Genomic DNA, 15,076 nt, shown 5'->3' with positions numbered 1-15,076 from the left:
CCTGCTTCTTTTTAACCCCACATTGGGTTTTTAATCGTCTTCTTCCCCTGTGCTTGGTGGTGGGGGTGGGGGGCGCGGGGCGGGTGGGGTGTCTGGGGGGGGGGGCCCCCCCCCCCACGACGCTTTGCCTGAAGGATGCAGGGTGTCGACTCGACCGACTGAAAGCGTCCATCAACTGTTTCCCGATGTGAGCGATCCCGTCCGAAATCCCCCCTGCCCCCCTTTGCGAAAGGGGGGAAGTTGTTGATGGTCACTTTCTATGCTGGCGAACGGAGCGTGAGCCTGTCATATGTTATTAACAGGTGGTGGCGTAACCAGTGCGCGCTGTCGGCAACAGAGCTGGGATGACGAGCGGACGTAAGGGTAGAGACAAGATGGACAAGGGCGAGCGTTTCAACAGCATTTCCCATCTGGTCGGCGCGGTGCTGGCGCTGAGCGGGACCGCTGTGCTGGTGTCACTTGCCGGCGCCCACGGCGGGGCGATGCGTATCCTGAGCTTCAGTGTCTACGGGCTCACCTTAATCCTGCTGTATCTCTTCTCGACCCTCTACCATAGCCTGCGCGGCCGGGCTAAGCGGGTGTTTCAGGTGTTGGATCACCAGGCGATCTACCTGTTGATCGCAGGCACCTATACGCCCTTCTGCCTGGTGGCCCTCGGCGGCGCGATTGGCTGGTGGCTGTTTGGCGCGATCTGGGTGCTGGCCCTGCTGGGCATCGTCATGGATACGCTGCGCGGCAAGGGTGGCGGCATCCTGTCGGTGGTCGTCTATTTGATCATGGGCTGGCTGATCGTGCTTGCCCTCGATCCCATCATTGCTGCCTTGCCTCCAGCCGGCTTCCAACTGCTGGTGGCGGGTGGCCTCTTCTACAGCGTCGGCGTGATCTTCTACGCACTGGCTAACGCCCGGCCCTGGTGCCATGGCATCTGGCATCTGTTCGTCCTGGCCGGAAGCGTCAGCCACTATTTCGCGATTCTGCTCTATCTGTAACCGGCCAGGATCTCGTCCAGCGGCCACGCACCAGGACCAGCGGCAGTAGTCACGCATCGCCGACATCGGCTTTCAGATGAAACGCTGGAGCCGCGTCAGAATGACTACCCTGCCTTGCTTGGTCGGCAGCAAGTCGGGAGGTCAGAGCCTACGTCTCCGCATGGATGAGGGGCTAACGCAGACCGCCCTTCCTCATGGCAACCTGTTGCTGGATGGCCGGGATGTCGATGTGGTGCTTGACGAGTTCCTGGTCGATCTGCTCGAGCTCAGCGCGGTCCCCTTCATCCTGCGTCCGCCTGAACCTCAGGGCGATCTTTCGGCGTTCGTGCATCAAGGTCTGCACCTGCGAAACTCGCGCCTCGATGGATTCGGCGATCCGCCCTGTCGGCGGATGGATGTCGTGCGCTGGAACATGCGTGCTTGTGCCCATTAGCATTCTCCGCGTGCTGTATTGATGACCCATCGCGACGGCGATGCCGCCGTGCGACGACGGCATCGGCCCGTCATTCTCGCGACTCACCCATGACTTTCACCTCGACCGCGTGTCGCTGGCGGTCGTCGCTCAAGGGGATTGCCAAGCCGGCTTGCTGGATGCCGTCCAGGGTCACCCTTGGCGCGCCCTCCCCTGCGGACGCCTGGGTGACGACGATGTGGTAGTGCGTCTCGCGATAGCGATAGCTGAGCTTGAACCCGTCCCAGTCCGCCGGCAGACAGGGTTCGATGCGCAGGGTCTCCCCTTCCAGCCGCAGCCCCAGGAGGGATTCGAGGATCAGCCGGTACATCCAGCCGGCGGAGCCGGTGTACCAGGTCCAGCCGCCGCGCCCGACATGGGGCGCAACCCCATAGACATCGGCCGCGATCACATAGGGCTCGACCTTGTAGGTCGCGACCTCCTGGGGTGAACGGGCATGGTTGATCGGGTTGATGATGTCGAAGAGTTCCCAGGCACGCACCCGGTCGCCCAGTTGCGCGAAGGCCATCGCCGCCCAGATTGCGGCGTGGGTGTATTGCCCACCGTTCTCCCGCACGCCGGGGACATAGCCCTTGATGTAGCCGGGATTCAGCGGCGACTGGTCGAAGGGCGGGTCCAGCAGCTGGATCAGACCGGCGTCGCGGCGCACCAAACGTGCGTCCAGCGAGGTCATCGCCTGGTGCGCGCGCTCAGGCATGCCGGCCCCGGAGAGCACGGACCAGCTCTGGGCGATCGAATCGATCTGGCATTCCGCCTCATCCGCCGAGCCCAGCGGTGTCCCATCGTCAAAGTAGGCGCGCCGATACCAGTCGCCGTCCCAGCCATGTTGTTCGAGGTTGTCACGCAGTTGATCGGCCTCGCGCTGGCAGCGTTCGACGAAGGGCTGGTCGTCGCGCAGACGCGCCACTTCGGCGAATTGCATCAGTACCTGGTAGAGGAAGAAACCCAGCCAGACGCTCTCGCCCCGGCCTTTGATCCCCACCAGGTCCATGCCGTCGTTCCAGTCGCCGGAGCCCATCAGCGGCAGGCCATGCTCGCCCATCCGCAAGCCGTGCAGAATGGCGCGCACGCAATGGTCGTAGAGACTCGCCGACTCTTCGGACTGGCCGGGCAGATCGTAATAGGCGTCGTCCTCCCCACCCACCAAGCGGCCGTCCAGGAACCGGGCCGTTTCGTTCAGCACCCCGGTATCGCCGGTGGCCAGGACGTAGCGACCGGTCGCCAGCGGCAGCCAAAGGTAGTCATCCGAGCAACGGGTGCGCACGCCGCGACCGGACGGCGGATGCCACCAGTGCTGCACGTCGCCCTCGCGGAACTGGCGGCTGGCGCAGAGCAACAGATGCTCGCGAGCCAGCGCCGGCTCGGCATGAATCAGCGCCATGGTGTCCTGTAACTGGTCGCGGAACCCGAAGGCGCCGCCCGACTGGTAGTTGCCGCTGCGTGCCCAAAGGCGGCAGGCCAGGGTCTGGTAGAGCAGCCAGCCGTTGGCGAGCAGGTCGAGCGAGGGGTCTGGGGTCTCCACCTGCACGGCGCTCAGTGTCTGCGTCCAGTAGGCTCGCACGGCCTCCAGCGCGGTCCGGGCGGCGCCCATCCCCCGGCCGCGATGGACCAGGCTGCTGGCATCATCGGCGCCGCGCCGGCCGGCCACGCCCAGTCGGAAGACGATCTCATGGGTTTGCCCGGCGGCCAGCTCGAAGACGCTTTGGATCGCAGCACAGGCATCCAGCCCCGCCCCGACCTTGCCGGACAGCCGGGTGCGCTTCAGCGCGGCCGGATGGCGCATGGTCCCGTTGCGCCCGAGGAACTCCATGCGGTCGCCGCTGACCGTTCGCGCCGCATCGTCCACGTCGAAGAAGGCGATACGGTCGGCGAACTCAGTGTTGTAGGGATTACGCGCGAAGAGCGTGCCGCTGGTCGGATCGATCTCAGTGGTGACATGCAGATTGGTTTTCGGACGCAGATCGCCCAGCACCCACTCCACATAGCCGGTCGCGGAGATGCGGCGCGACTGATTCGCGTCATTGCGCACCTTGAGCACCGAGAACTTGATCGGCGCGTCCACGGCCACGTAGACCCACAGCTCGGAATGGATGCCGTCCTCGGTGTGCTCGAAGACGCTGTAGCCGAAACCGTGACGGGTCACATAGGCAGGCCCCTCGGTGCCGCTCGGGACTGACGCGCTGCCGACTGGTAGCGGCGTGGGCGACCAGACATGGCCGCTCTCCTCGTCGCGCAGGTAGAAGGCTTCGCCGCTCGCGTCGCTCACCGGGTCGTTGTGCCAGGGCGTGAGGCGGAACTCGTGGGCGTTCTCGCTCCAGGTGTAGGCCATGCCGCTGGCGGAGATCACCGTCCCGAAGTGGGCATTCGCCAGGACATTCACCCAAGGCGCCGGCGTCGCCTCGCCGGCGGCGGTGGTGATGACGTATTCGCGACCATCCGGGGTGAAGCCGCCCAGCCCGTTGTCGAATCGCCAGCCGTCGCGATCGCTCGAGACTCGGCAGGGAAGATCCTCAGTGTCCACTGCCTCCTGTCCACTGCCCACGCTTGCGATGTCCACCTGTTCGATGCCCCGGCTCCATTCGGCAAAGTGGCCGCGGGTCGGATGCAGGCGCGGCACACGCCGCTCCGGGGGCTCGCGCCGGCTGAGCTGCTCGGCCAGGGAGCCGCCGCTGTCGCTGAGGATGGCGCGTGCCACGGTCTGGAAGAGGATGCGGTCCTCATCGGAGATCTGATCCGCCGGCCGGATGAAGATACCGCCGGGCCGATCGATCACATGCGCCTCGACGCCCGCCGCGATCAGCCCGAGGATCTGGTCCTGGAGCTGCTGGCGGTATCCGGCGTGATCTTCGTTCCAGATCACCAGGTCCACGGTCAGTCCCTTCAGGCGCCAGTAGGCATGGGCCTGCACCAGCTGATGGACCAGCTCGATATTGGCGCGGTCGCCGATCTGGCAGAGCACGATGGGCACATCGCCCGAGACCGCGTGACTCCAGAGTCCGGACTGCCCGCGCCGATTCTGCGCAAGCAGGCTCGGCTCGGCGCGCAGCGAGGCGTTGGTATAGAGAATCGAACTGGCCAGACGACCGAAGAGCTGGACGTCGGACTGGCTGGCATTGAGCTGGCGCAGCACCACCTGGCTGTGGGTCCAAGCCAGGTCGAAGACACGATCGGCCAGGCGCTGGTCCTGATATTTCTCCACCAATCCCACCGCGATCTCGCGGGTGTCGCCAATGCCGGTGACCAGATCCAGCGTCGCGCATTGATCCGGCTCCAGGGTCATGGAACAGCGGATGGCGACGATGGGATCCAGCACCGAGCCCGCGCTGCCGGAGAGCGTCGCGCCCGCGCTGAGCGCCGCCGGGTCCATGAGGCTGCGATCGCGCCCGATGAAGCGCATGCGGTCCGTTTCATAGGACATGGCATCGCACGGCGCCCCGCGCAGCACCATCTGGTGAAACATCCAGGGTGCCGCCTCACCGCTGGAGCGTGGTCTGCGGGTGCAGAGAATCGCCGGTTGCGGATGTAGGATCTCGGTCTGCACGAAGAGGTTGCTGAAGGCCGGATGCAGGGTGTCCGCGGCCGGCGGGGCGAGCACCACCTCGGCGTAACTGGTGACCTCGATCACCCGGCGGGTGCGCGAGCGGTTGGTGAGGCGCACCCGGTGCAGCTCGATGTCGTCCTCCGGCGAGACGACGATCTCGGTGTAAGACTCGATCTCGTGGTCGCGGCGGCGGAACTCGGCGCGCCCCTCCGAGAAGATCGCCTCGTAGCTGTCCGGCTGCTCCAGGGTCGGCTGATAGGCGGTCGACCAGAAGTCGCCGCTCGCCAGGTCGCGCAGATAGCAGAACTGACCCCAGGCGTCGCGTGTCGTGTCTTCGCGCCAACGGGTCACCGCCAGATCCTTCCAACGGCTGTAGCCGCCGCCGGCGTTAGTGACCATCACATGGTAGCGGCCGTTCGACAGCAGCTGCACCTCGGGCCGCGGCGTGTTGGGGCTCTCGAACACCCGCATCTGCGACTCTTGACTACTTCCGGAGGTGCGGATATCGGTGATCTCGCCGGTGGTATGCGAGTAGAAGGACGGCGTCTTGGGAATGCGTTCCTGCAGCAGCAGGGCAGTCGCCTGGAACAGCGGCGCCGAGGCGAAGCGCTGCTGCATCGGGCGGTCGAGCAACAGATGGGCGAGCGACAGGAAGCTCATGCCCTGGTGATGCGCCATGAAGGAGCGCACCACGGCGCTGGTCTGCCCGCGCGGCAGCCGGGAAGGCGTGTAGTCGATGGCCTCGAAGAGGCCGAAGGGCCCTGCCCCGCCGCTGGCGGCGAGCCGTTGGAGATTCTGACAGGCCGCCTCGGGCGCCACCATCAGCGCCAGCGCGGAGGCATAGGGGGCGATGACCAGATCCTCGGCCAGCCAGCGCTTGAGCCCCAGGCCAGGGACGCCGAAGGCGCGGTACTGATAGTTGAGCTGAACGTCGAACCCGTTGTAACCGGATTCCGACACGCCCCAGGGCACGCCGCGCTCTTTCCCGTAGGCAATCTGGCGGGTCACCGCCGTGCGATAGGTCTGATCCAGCAGGGTGTTGTCATAGGTCGGCATCACCAGCAGCGGCATCAGGTACTCGAACATGGAGCCGCTCCAGGACAGCAGCGTCGGCTCACCGGCGGACAGGATCAACAAGCGTCCCAGCGCGAACCAGCTCTCCTGCGGCAATTGGCCCTGCGCAATCGCCACGAAGCTGCCCAGGCGTGCCTCAGAGGCGAGCAGATCGTAGTAGCTCCCATCGCGGCGCCGCTCGATGACGTTGTAGCCGATGACCATCAACTGACGCGTCTCGTCGAAGAGGAAGTCATAGTCCATCTCGGCCAATTCGCCGACCTGCTGGGCCAGCCCTTCCAGGACCGCAATCCGCTCCCGAGCGCGCTGACTGGACTCATAAATCGCGCCGTCCTTGAAGTCCTTGCCGTCCTTGTCGTCTTTGTTCTCTCCCCACCCAAGCCCGGCCAACTCCCGCAGCGTCGGAACCCCGTCAAGCCGATCCGGTCCCCCAACCCAAGGCACCAGCAGCAACACATCATCCAGCATGGCGCGGCATTGCCGGGCCAGCGCCCGCGGCCAATCCTGCGTGTCACCCTGAATCGATGACTCCAGCTCAGGCACCGCAGCTTCGGCACTGACCGTCAAAGACTCCAGACATTGCACCACCTCCCTCAACGCGGTCGGCGGCGATTGATCGGCCGTCTCCAACCGCTGCTGGAACAACTCGAGCTGGGCTGGCAGCGCACCCTTGCGGCCATGCTCGGCGTCCGCCCCGAACGTGCTCAGCAGAACCCCGAAGGTATCCTTGAGCCCGTCCAGCCAACGCGGGTTGAGAATCGGGGCATCGATCAGCCCGAGCAGACCCGGCTGCAGGGTCAGCAGGTGTCCCGCGAGATTGCCGCTGTCCACCGATGAGATGTAGCGCGGCGCGAGCGGCTCCAGCGAGCGCGTGTCGTACCAGTTGTAGAAGTGGCCGCGATAGCGTTCCAACCCCGTCATGGTGCGCAGCGCGGCCTTGGTGCGCGCGATCAGGCCCCCTGGCGGCAGGTAGCCGAAGTCATAGGCCCCGAGATTCGCGAGCAAGGACATGCCCATATTGGTCGGTGAGGTGCGATGCGCGACCACCGCCACCGGATGTTCCTGGTAGTTGTCCGGCGGCAACCAGTGGTCCTCCGGGCCGACGAAGGTCTCGAAGAACGACCAGGTCTTGCGCGACAGCAGATGCAGAAAGCGGACTTGATCGGCCGTCAAGCGCGCTTCTCGGCGGGTCAGCGGACGGCTGATCCACCAGGCGATCGCCGGTGCGGCGAGCCACAGCGACAGCAGCGGCCCGGCCACCAGGAGCACGGCTGGCTCAAGCAGGGCCAGACCCAGCGCCGTGCATGCCGCCAGCGCGGGCGCGATCCACATCAGACGGTAGAAGGGCCGCATTCCCTGACCCGAGACGTCCACGTCCCCCGAGGAGGTCCATTCGAGCAATCCCCGATGGCTCACGCCCATCCGCCACAGGGTGCGCGCCATGGCATCCAGACTGCAGAGGGCCTCGAACGGCAGACAGACCAACATGAAGACGACTTGTGCGCCCTCGCGACGCGCGGCGCGGAAGGCCGTGGCGAGATGATGGCGCCAACGCACATCCCCTGACTTTTGCAGGAGCGCCAAGAGCGAGGTCAGCACCGAGGGAATCAGCAAGATGCCGAGCACCGCTAGCGTCCAGAGACCAGGCGATGCCGTGGCCGTCCAGCCCAGCACGAAGAGGAGGGTCATCGCCGGGGGCACGAGACTGCGCCGCAGGTTGTCGGCCAGCTTCCAGCGCGACAGCGCCGAGAGCGGGTTTCTGCACGCGCGGCCGTCGCGGCCTGGGACGCGCGGCAGCAGCCACCGGGCGATCTGCCAGTCGCCGCGAATCCAGCGGTGACGGCGGCTCGCGTCCGCGCGATAGCTGGCGGGATAATCCTCGTAGAACTGCACGTCAGAGAGCAGCCCCGAGCGCGCATAGCAGCCTTCCAGCAGGTCGTGACTGAGGATGCGATTCTCAGGGAATCGCCCGCCGACGGACTGCTCGAAGGCATCGACGTCGTAAATGCCCTTGCCGATGAAGGAACCTTCCCCGAACCAATCTTGATAGACGTCGGAGATGGCGTGGGTATAGGGATCGATGCCGGCGTCGCTCCCATGCAGCCGGGCATAGCGGGACCGGTTGGCGCCCGGCAAGCTCACGGACACGCGTGGCTGCAGGATGCCGTAGCCGTCCACGACAGCGTCGCGCTGCGCATCGTAATGCGCGCGATTGAGCGGATGCGCCATGGTGCCGACAAGCTCCAGCGCCGCATCGCGCGGCAGTTGGGTATCAGTGTCCAGGGTAATGACGTAGCGCACGCGCGGCAGGATGGACGTCTCGCCCACGATCGACGCGAAGCGCTCTCCCCCGTCACCGCGCAGTAGCGCGTTCAGGTCCGCCAGCTTGCCGCGCTTGCGCTCATAGCCCATCCAGATCTGATCTTGCGGATTCCAGCGGCGTGGGCGATGGAAGAGGTAGAAGGCGTCGCCGCTGCCGCGCGGATAGCGCGCATTCAGCGCCGCGATCCCCTGCCCCGCCAGACGCACCAGGGCCGCGTCCTCCGGTAGCCTCTGGGATGGCGCATCGCGAAAATCGGTCAGGAGGCCGAAGTGCAGGCTGGCGTCCTGATTGGCCAGGTATCTGACCTCCAGCGCCTCGAGCAGGGCCTCGACGCCCTCGGCGCTGGTGAGCATGGTCGGCGTCACGACCAGGGTGCGCGCTTCAGTGGGGATGCCGCTGGAGAAGTCCATGCGCGGCAGCGGATAGGGCGTCGCCAGCAGCGTCGCGAGCCAGTTCACCAGCGCCACCGCCAGTTGACTGGCGCCAAGCACGGCCGGCACCAGCAGGACCCACAGCAGCCAATCGCGCATGCCATCGGACTGCGCCTGCTCCAGCAGGCCGGCGGCGAAGAGCGCCGTCAAGAGGACGATCCCGCCCAGATAGAGCACCAAAGGGGATCGCCGACCCCGCCGTTGCAGCGACTCAATGAGGCCAAGCCCGGCCCGCGACCGGCGTTCGAGCTGCGCCAATCCCCGGTCGATCAGGTAGAAGCCGACATGCGCCGCACGCTCACCCGCATCCTTGCCCAGTGCCTCCTCCCGCGCCAGCTCGAGCGCCTGGCGCGCCACCTCGACCTCGGACAGCGGGCTATGCTTCGCGACCTTCTCCACGACATGCCGGTAGCGGTCGCGGGTCGCGAACTCCATCCGGGGATAGATCCCGCCCGGATCCTCGCGCAAGGTCTGCTCGACCAGACTCATGGTCTCCACGAACTCGCGCCAGTCCATCGCCCCCAGGAAACGCAGACTGCCGATGCTGTTGCTGATCGACACCTGATCGGAGGCCTGTTGCTGGTTCTCGGCCTGCACCAACTGCTCGATCGTCGATCCGGACTCGCCCAGCTGCTGCTCGATCCAGGTCAGCGGCAGCGCCAGCGCCGAACTCTGTCCCTGGAGCCGACGTGCCAACTCGGCGACGAAGGCGCCTGACATCGGCGGGCTCGACCGGGCCATATCGGCGATCACCAGGATCAGGTTCTTGGGGTCCTTTTCGGCCATGGCCACCATGCGATCCGCCCAGCCGTCGGCCAGGTTCTGATCGATTCTGCTGCCCGAGATGCGGGCGGCGACACGGCGGAGGTTCTCGATCAGCGCCAGCCGCAGCATGATCGGGATAGCCCAGAGTTCGCCCAGACGCAGCACAGTGACGTCCTGATAGGCCGCGACGAAACGACTGAGATTCTCCGGGTCCACACGCCCGTCGCCGTGCGCGATGATCTCGAGCGCCAGGTCATAGACCCTTGGCAGACCCGCCGAAGGGCCGTTGCGAAGACGCGGCAGCTCCCGGCTATAGCCCTTGGGCAGATGCCGCTTGGCGGTGCGAATCTGGTCTTCGATCAGATAGAAGTTGTCGAGCAGCCACTCCCCAGCCGGCGCAATGCGGCGCTTCTCCGTGACGGCGACCATGAGCAGCCGGCAAACGTCAACCAGGACTTTCTCGTTGTCGGTCAGGCGCACCAGCAGCCGGTCCGGCGGATGTCTTGGCATCAGGAGATGCGAGGCGGCGAGATCCTTGCCGTGCTGCTCCATCTGGACCGCACTGAACAATTCCGAGCGCAAGGGTGACTCGTCGCCGATGGACTGACCGCTCAGGCGGCGACGAGAGAGGCGCATCCTCAACTGGAGCAGAAGGTCACGCAGCGCCGGATTGCTCATATTCAAGGTGACAGACTCCTTCTCAAGGCAACGCCCTCTCCGAACCCAATGCCCGGAGAGGTCTTCAGGACGCGCGTTCTCTCGTCAGTTCAGCCACGCCGCCTGGCAGGCCAGACCGGCCTTGATCATCGTTTCGGCCGATCGCTTGTGCCTATCTGTATCTGTAGTCAGGGCTTCTAGCCCTGAGATCGTCATCTCTGTAGTCAGGGCTTCCAGCCCTGAGATCGTCATCTCTGTAGTCAGGGCTTCCAGCCCTGAGATCGTCATCTCTGTAGTCAGGGCTTCCAGCCCTGAGATCGTCAGGCCAAGATGGCCTGACTACAGAGTCAGCTTTGCAGCCGGCCGGAACGATGATGAAGGCGGCCAGACCGCTATTTGAAATGCGCCGTAAACGCCTGATAAGAATCCTTGAATGCCGCCCAGAGGTTGTCGCTTTCCAGCTTGACCTGATCCCAGGTGCTTTCAGTCGCGGCCAGCATTTCATCGAGCTTCTTCTCGCCCTCCGCACGCTGGGCGCGCAGCGCGACGAGATGCTCTTGATATTTCACCCTGGCATCCGCCTTGATCTCATTGCCCTTCTCCTCCAAGGCGGCAATATTGGCGCTCCATTCATCGAGCTGCGCCTTCATGGTTGCGATATATTCATCTCTTGACGGTAGCATGACCTTCTCCTGTTCTGGATCTCTCACCCGGCGGATTGCCGGAATACAAGCGTCGACTCATCGAATGGGCACGGAATCAACCTTGATTCGCATTGACTCACCATGCCGCGGCGCAATCACCAGGATATCGGACCAAAGAACCCAAAGGCACCGAGCACGAATGGAATCGCGATGACAACGACCACCGCATTCGCGACCTTCCTGACGGTCGCGTTCATCGGAATATAGACATTCAGCGCCCAGAGGATGGCTCCGAAAGCGATCAGGTTGATCATTAATTGGATGTATGCCATGACGTGACTCCTTATTAAATCCGGTGAGATCCGGTTAGAAAGACTCTATGACACCGCAGCGGCGGCGTCTGTTCGCCAGCGTACAGACAACGAAAAAGGCGCTGATTCGCACCCTTTTCAAAGCGCCCAGGCAAGCAAGCCCGTGGGAGCGGCGCCCCCACCCCAGATCGAGCACCTGGCTGGACGCATGCCCAAGGCCCACGCTCCTTCCTATTTCTCCCAGTAGAAATCCATCTTGGATTGATTCGACCCATCGAAGTGCACCGCCTTGCGCTGGGTCTGACCTTCGCCTCTATTGCCTGTGGGAGTCACTTCCACGCTGTAGTCGCCGGGCGGCAGTTGCGCATAGAACCAGGGTCCTTTCGAGACGGCCGTCAGGAGCGGACCGTTGCGTGCATCCAGAATGTTCACCCGCACCGCCGAGAGATACTCACCTCTGCCCTGCGTCGCGAACATCAGGTGCAGGTTGAATTCATGGGACAGGGCACTGAGTTCAGTACGCTCGCTCTCGCCGACGCCGCCCGAGACGTAGCGAATGCCGCCATCGGTCTTGATCTGTGACGACTGCCCCTCTGTCGGCGTCCGCGTGGGCGTGACGGCTTCCGGGGCTTGCGAGATGGGGTTCGACCCTTCGGCCGGGCGAATCGCCCATTCGCGCGAGGCATCTGCAAACTGCATCCCCGCTTCGCCGGAGATCAGCCGCACCGGCGCCTCATATCCAGGACGCGCGCCGACCGGCTGACAGAGGCCAGTGCCCAACAGCAATCCCGTTGCGATCAAAGTGAATTCGTGCCGATTGAACATGGTCATCTTCGCCCTTGGTTGATGTGTCTTGATTGATTCACTCGCGCATGCGCGAGGCGTCCAAGGGACGCCACGCCTCAAGCCCCGACTCAACCCTTTTGCAGCAGACTGCGCAGATCCGTGATCGCGGCATTGACCCGTGAGATGTAGGAGGCGCTCACCAGCGAATGATTCGCCATTGGCCCGTATCCGGTGCCGTTGAGGATCAGCGGGCTCCAGATGAAGTTCTGGGTGTTTTTCAACTCGCGGGTGATCTGCTCCAGGGAGACCACGGCATTCTTGTCCTTGAGCACCGGGGCGAAGTCGATCTCTATCGCCTGCAGGATCTCCACCAGCGCCCAGGTATAGCCTCGCGCCTCGAAGAAGATGTCGTCGATCTTCGTCCAGGGGGTCTTGGTCCGCGTCTGGGCGGGAACCGGCGTCGACTGACGGGCACTAGGATCGCCGGCCAAGGCGGTATCGAGACTGGCCTGACCGACCGCGTAGGACAGCCGCTGCGCCAGGCTGCCCAGGCGCTTTTCGACCACTTCGAGATAGGCGGTCAGATTGTCGGCGCGGGCGTAGAACTGGGCATGGGCGGCTGCGGTATCGGAGAGCCCCTCGTTATAACGATAGAGGGCATCGATGCCGGTGCGGTACTCCGACTCGCTGGAGGGCAAGATCCAGGAGTCCGATTGGTAGTTGGACTGGGGTTGCGCGATGGCCAGATTCTTGTCCTCGACCGACTGCGACTGGGCGCGGCTGAAGTCGTTGCGCAGGGCGTCGAGCAGATCGCGCCACGCGGTCAGGGCACCGAATTCCCAGTTGGGGATGTTGTCCAGGTAGACGCCCGGCGGACTGATGTCGTTGGTCAGATAGCCGCCGGGTTTGTCGAGCAGGGTCTCGCCAATGCGGATGGCGGTCGCCGTGGTGGCCGTCCCGGTCACCAGCTGGCTCTCGTCCTGATTCACCAAAGACAACGCCTGTTCGCGCACGTCATACATGCTTGGGGAGCGTGACCAATAGATCCCCAGGATGACGACGACAATCAGATAGGTGATGAGAAACAGCCCGCCGGTCCACCAGATACCCTTCTCTTTCCAGGTGCTGGGATGGTAGTAGGTCGCGACCTGCGCGGCTTTCCGGGTGATCACCTGCCTTTTCGATGCTGTGTCAGCCTTCATGGCGATCTCCTCGCGATAACGACACTCTTGATAGCGTTCATCTGGTTCTCTCTCCAATCGCAAAAACCTCAGTCGCCGAGCGACTAGCCGATCCGCATCCCAGATAGCGGAGGCATGAGTCCGAAGACGGATAACAGCCAAAGGATCACGAGAATTACGACGACCACGTTCAAGATCTTCTTAATGGTGCCATCCATCGGGATGTAGTTATTGATCAACCAGAGGATCAATCCCACCACCACCAGTGTCATGATCAATGTAATCAGAGGCATGGCGCTTCTCCTGTCAGACGGTGTGAACATTAAGAGGCTGTCTGGAAATCATGGTCGAGACATGTGTCGGGGCGAATTCATTCGCCCTTGGTCCAGACAGCTTCCAGGTAGCTGGCACCATAAGTCCCCGCCATGGCGAGCGTCTGTTCGCTAGCACACAGAGCACAGTGTTTTCGGAAAAGTATCCCGCTGACGCCGCGACGAGGCATGAACAGAACACAGCCAAGACATCGAATGCGCGCCCTATGTTTGCCAACGCACCGACCGGACAGGTCATTGCGCGTAATACCGATCATGGCGTCAGGGATCATGAGTCCGGCACACCGAGGCTGTGGGAGCGGCGCCCCGCCGCGACCAAGCACCTGGCCGGACTCATGGCCAAGGCCATTGCGACGGATCGGCTAACGACCTTGCCCCCGTGCCGTCTGTGCTTCGGCCATCACTGAGCAATGCTGACCAATGAGCAATGCTGACCAATGAGGAGAACGCGCGTGCAACCCGACTCCGCGAAGACACCCGAGCACTTTGACAATCGGCTCCTAGCCGCGCTGCCAAAGCGTGACCAGCGCAAGATTCTGTCGCACTGCCAGGTCGTCGAACTGCGGCGTGGCGAGGTGATCAGCGAGCCCGGCGATCGGATCCGCGAGGTCTATTTCCCCACCGGCAGCTTCGTCTCCATGGTCACTCCTCCCGCGGATCACAGCGGTCTAGAAGTGCGACTGGTCGGCAATGAAGGCATGATCGGGACACCCCTCATCCTGGGTGTCGAGATCACGCAGATCCGCACCTTCGTCCAAGGCGCGGGGCCGGCGTGGCGGATGTCCGATGCGAGATTCGGCGAGGCGCTGCGCCAGAGCGACGCCCTCAGGGCAAGGCTCCACCGCTATCTCGACGTCTTGATGAACCAGAGCACGCAGTTGCTCGCCTGCACCCGCTTCCACCTGGTGGAAGCCCGCCTCGCCCGCTGGTTGTTGATGACCCAGGACCGGGCGCATTCAGACCACTTCCATATCACTCATGAACTCCTTGCCCTCTTGCTGGGGGTACGCCGCGTGGGCGTCACCAAGGCGGCAAGCGCACTGCAAGCGCGCAAGCTGATTCACTATCACCGAGGTGATATCACCGTGCTCGACCGCGCCGGCCTGCAAGACGCCGCCTGCGGCTGCTATGGGGCCGCGGAGGCCATGTATGCGCAAGTCTTGGGTTGACGCGGATGGCCGCCGGTCGAGCTGCCGGCTCGAGGGCTGATGCGCCCGAGGAGCGGTGACGAGAAGAAGGGAAGAGATCCGGAATGGAGTCGTTCAGCCCCCTCACCTCGGCGGGAGGGGGGTTAGTCGGTAGGATGGGCAAAGTCCGCACTCGGGGCTTGAGCGTCACCTCGGCGCTGGACGGACGTGCCCATCCTGCAAAGCGCTGAGCGGGGATGATGGGCACGCCCCTTGACCCTCGCACTCCGAAAGAAGCCCATCGCCAGGGCTTTGCCCATCCTACGGGATCGGAACTGCGGAAATGACCTTACCCAAAAGGCGCGGGTCGGTAGGATGGGCAAAGTCCGCACTCGGGGCTTGAGCGTCACCTCGGCGCTGGACGGACGTGCCCATCCTGCAAA

Annotated in this window: 11 protein-coding genes; 4 read left to right on the top strand and 7 right to left on the bottom strand. The window is 64.0% G+C overall.

The features are described from left to right. The first annotated feature begins 374 nt into the window (after positions 1 to 374). Positions 375 to 989, top strand: a complete 615-nt coding sequence (trhA, locus tag G3480_RS21250) for a PAQR family membrane homeostasis protein TrhA (protein ID WP_164655895.1) — start codon at positions 375 to 377, stop codon at positions 987 to 989. A 100-nt stretch (positions 990 to 1,089) separates the two neighbouring features. Further along, positions 1,090 to 1,422, top strand: a complete 333-nt coding sequence (locus G3480_RS21245; RefSeq protein ID WP_164655893.1) for a hypothetical protein — start codon at positions 1,090 to 1,092, stop codon at positions 1,420 to 1,422. 70 nt (positions 1,423 to 1,492) lie between these two features. Here G3480_RS21245 and G3480_RS21240 read toward each other — a convergent pair whose 3' ends face one another. The 7 genes from G3480_RS21240 to G3480_RS21215 form a co-directional block, all read right to left on the bottom strand. Then, on the bottom strand, positions 1,493 to 10,231 hold the full coding sequence (locus G3480_RS21240; protein WP_240905961.1) for a glycoside hydrolase family 94 protein: 8,739 nt from the start codon (positions 10,229 to 10,231) through the stop codon (positions 1,493 to 1,495). Positions 10,232 to 10,357: 126 nt separating this feature from the next. After that, positions 10,358 to 10,540 (bottom strand): hypothetical protein, encoded by a 183-nt coding sequence (locus G3480_RS21235; RefSeq protein WP_164655892.1) that lies wholly within the window; start codon positions 10,538 to 10,540, stop codon positions 10,358 to 10,360. 104 nt (positions 10,541 to 10,644) lie between these two features. Next, on the bottom strand, positions 10,645 to 10,935 hold the full coding sequence (locus G3480_RS21230; protein ID WP_164655891.1) for a sll1863 family stress response protein: 291 nt from the start codon (positions 10,933 to 10,935) through the stop codon (positions 10,645 to 10,647). A 116-nt stretch (positions 10,936 to 11,051) separates the two neighbouring features. Continuing rightward, a complete protein-coding gene (locus G3480_RS27690; protein WP_167752482.1) occupies positions 11,052 to 11,228 on the bottom strand; it encodes a Thivi_2564 family membrane protein in 177 nt (58 codons plus the stop codon). 210 nt (positions 11,229 to 11,438) lie between these two features. Further along, the gene (locus G3480_RS21225; protein WP_164655890.1) at positions 11,439 to 12,032 is read right to left on the bottom strand and encodes a carboxypeptidase regulatory-like domain-containing protein; all 594 of its coding nucleotides are present in this window, start codon (positions 12,030 to 12,032) and stop codon (positions 11,439 to 11,441) included. Positions 12,033 to 12,121: 89 nt separating this feature from the next. After that, entirely contained in the window at positions 12,122 to 13,195 is a 1,074-nt protein-coding gene (locus G3480_RS21220) for a DUF2333 family protein (protein WP_164655889.1), read from the bottom strand. 83 nt (positions 13,196 to 13,278) lie between these two features. Continuing rightward, the gene (locus G3480_RS21215; RefSeq protein ID WP_164655888.1) at positions 13,279 to 13,467 is read right to left on the bottom strand and encodes a Thivi_2564 family membrane protein; all 189 of its coding nucleotides are present in this window, start codon (positions 13,465 to 13,467) and stop codon (positions 13,279 to 13,281) included. A 245-nt stretch (positions 13,468 to 13,712) separates the two neighbouring features. Here G3480_RS21215 and G3480_RS21210 point away from each other — a divergent pair, with 245 nt between their 5' ends. After that, positions 13,713 to 13,913, top strand: a complete 201-nt coding sequence (locus tag G3480_RS21210) for a hypothetical protein (RefSeq protein ID WP_164655887.1) — start codon at positions 13,713 to 13,715, stop codon at positions 13,911 to 13,913. Between the two features lie 45 nt (positions 13,914 to 13,958). After that, a complete protein-coding gene (locus G3480_RS21205; protein ID WP_338114194.1) occupies positions 13,959 to 14,675 on the top strand; it encodes a Crp/Fnr family transcriptional regulator in 717 nt (238 codons plus the stop codon). The last annotated feature ends 401 nt before the right edge of the window (positions 14,676 to 15,076 follow it).

Origin of the sequence: Thiorhodococcus mannitoliphagus, from assembly GCF_010915725.1 — a bacterium.
Classification (GTDB): Bacteria; Pseudomonadota; Gammaproteobacteria; order Chromatiales; family Chromatiaceae; genus Thiorhodococcus; species Thiorhodococcus mannitoliphagus.
Note: the sequence above shows the minus strand (reverse complement) of the source record. Positions and strands in the feature narration are given on the sequence as shown.

Coding starts and splice junctions, on each gene's coding strand:
- G3480_RS27690 (WP_167752482.1), bottom strand. CDS start 11,228: ATGGCATACATCCAATTAATGATCAACCTGATCGCTTTCGGAGCCATC.
- G3480_RS21240 (WP_240905961.1), bottom strand. CDS start 10,231: ATGCGCCTCTCTCGTCGCCGCCTGAGCGGTCAGTCCATCGGCGACGAG.
- G3480_RS21225 (WP_164655890.1), bottom strand. CDS start 12,032: ATGTTCAATCGGCACGAATTCACTTTGATCGCAACGGGATTGCTGTTG.
- trhA (WP_164655895.1), top strand. CDS start 375: ATGGACAAGGGCGAGCGTTTCAACAGCATTTCCCATCTGGTCGGCGCG.
- G3480_RS21210 (WP_164655887.1), top strand. CDS start 13,713: ATGTTTGCCAACGCACCGACCGGACAGGTCATTGCGCGTAATACCGAT.
- G3480_RS21230 (WP_164655891.1), bottom strand. CDS start 10,935: ATGCTACCGTCAAGAGATGAATATATCGCAACCATGAAGGCGCAGCTC.
- G3480_RS21235 (WP_164655892.1), bottom strand. CDS start 10,540: ATGACGATCTCAGGGCTGGAAGCCCTGACTACAGAGATGACGATCTCA.
- G3480_RS21245 (WP_164655893.1), top strand. CDS start 1,090: ATGACTACCCTGCCTTGCTTGGTCGGCAGCAAGTCGGGAGGTCAGAGC.
- G3480_RS21220 (WP_164655889.1), bottom strand. CDS start 13,195: ATGAAGGCTGACACAGCATCGAAAAGGCAGGTGATCACCCGGAAAGCC.
- G3480_RS21215 (WP_164655888.1), bottom strand. CDS start 13,467: ATGCCTCTGATTACATTGATCATGACACTGGTGGTGGTGGGATTGATC.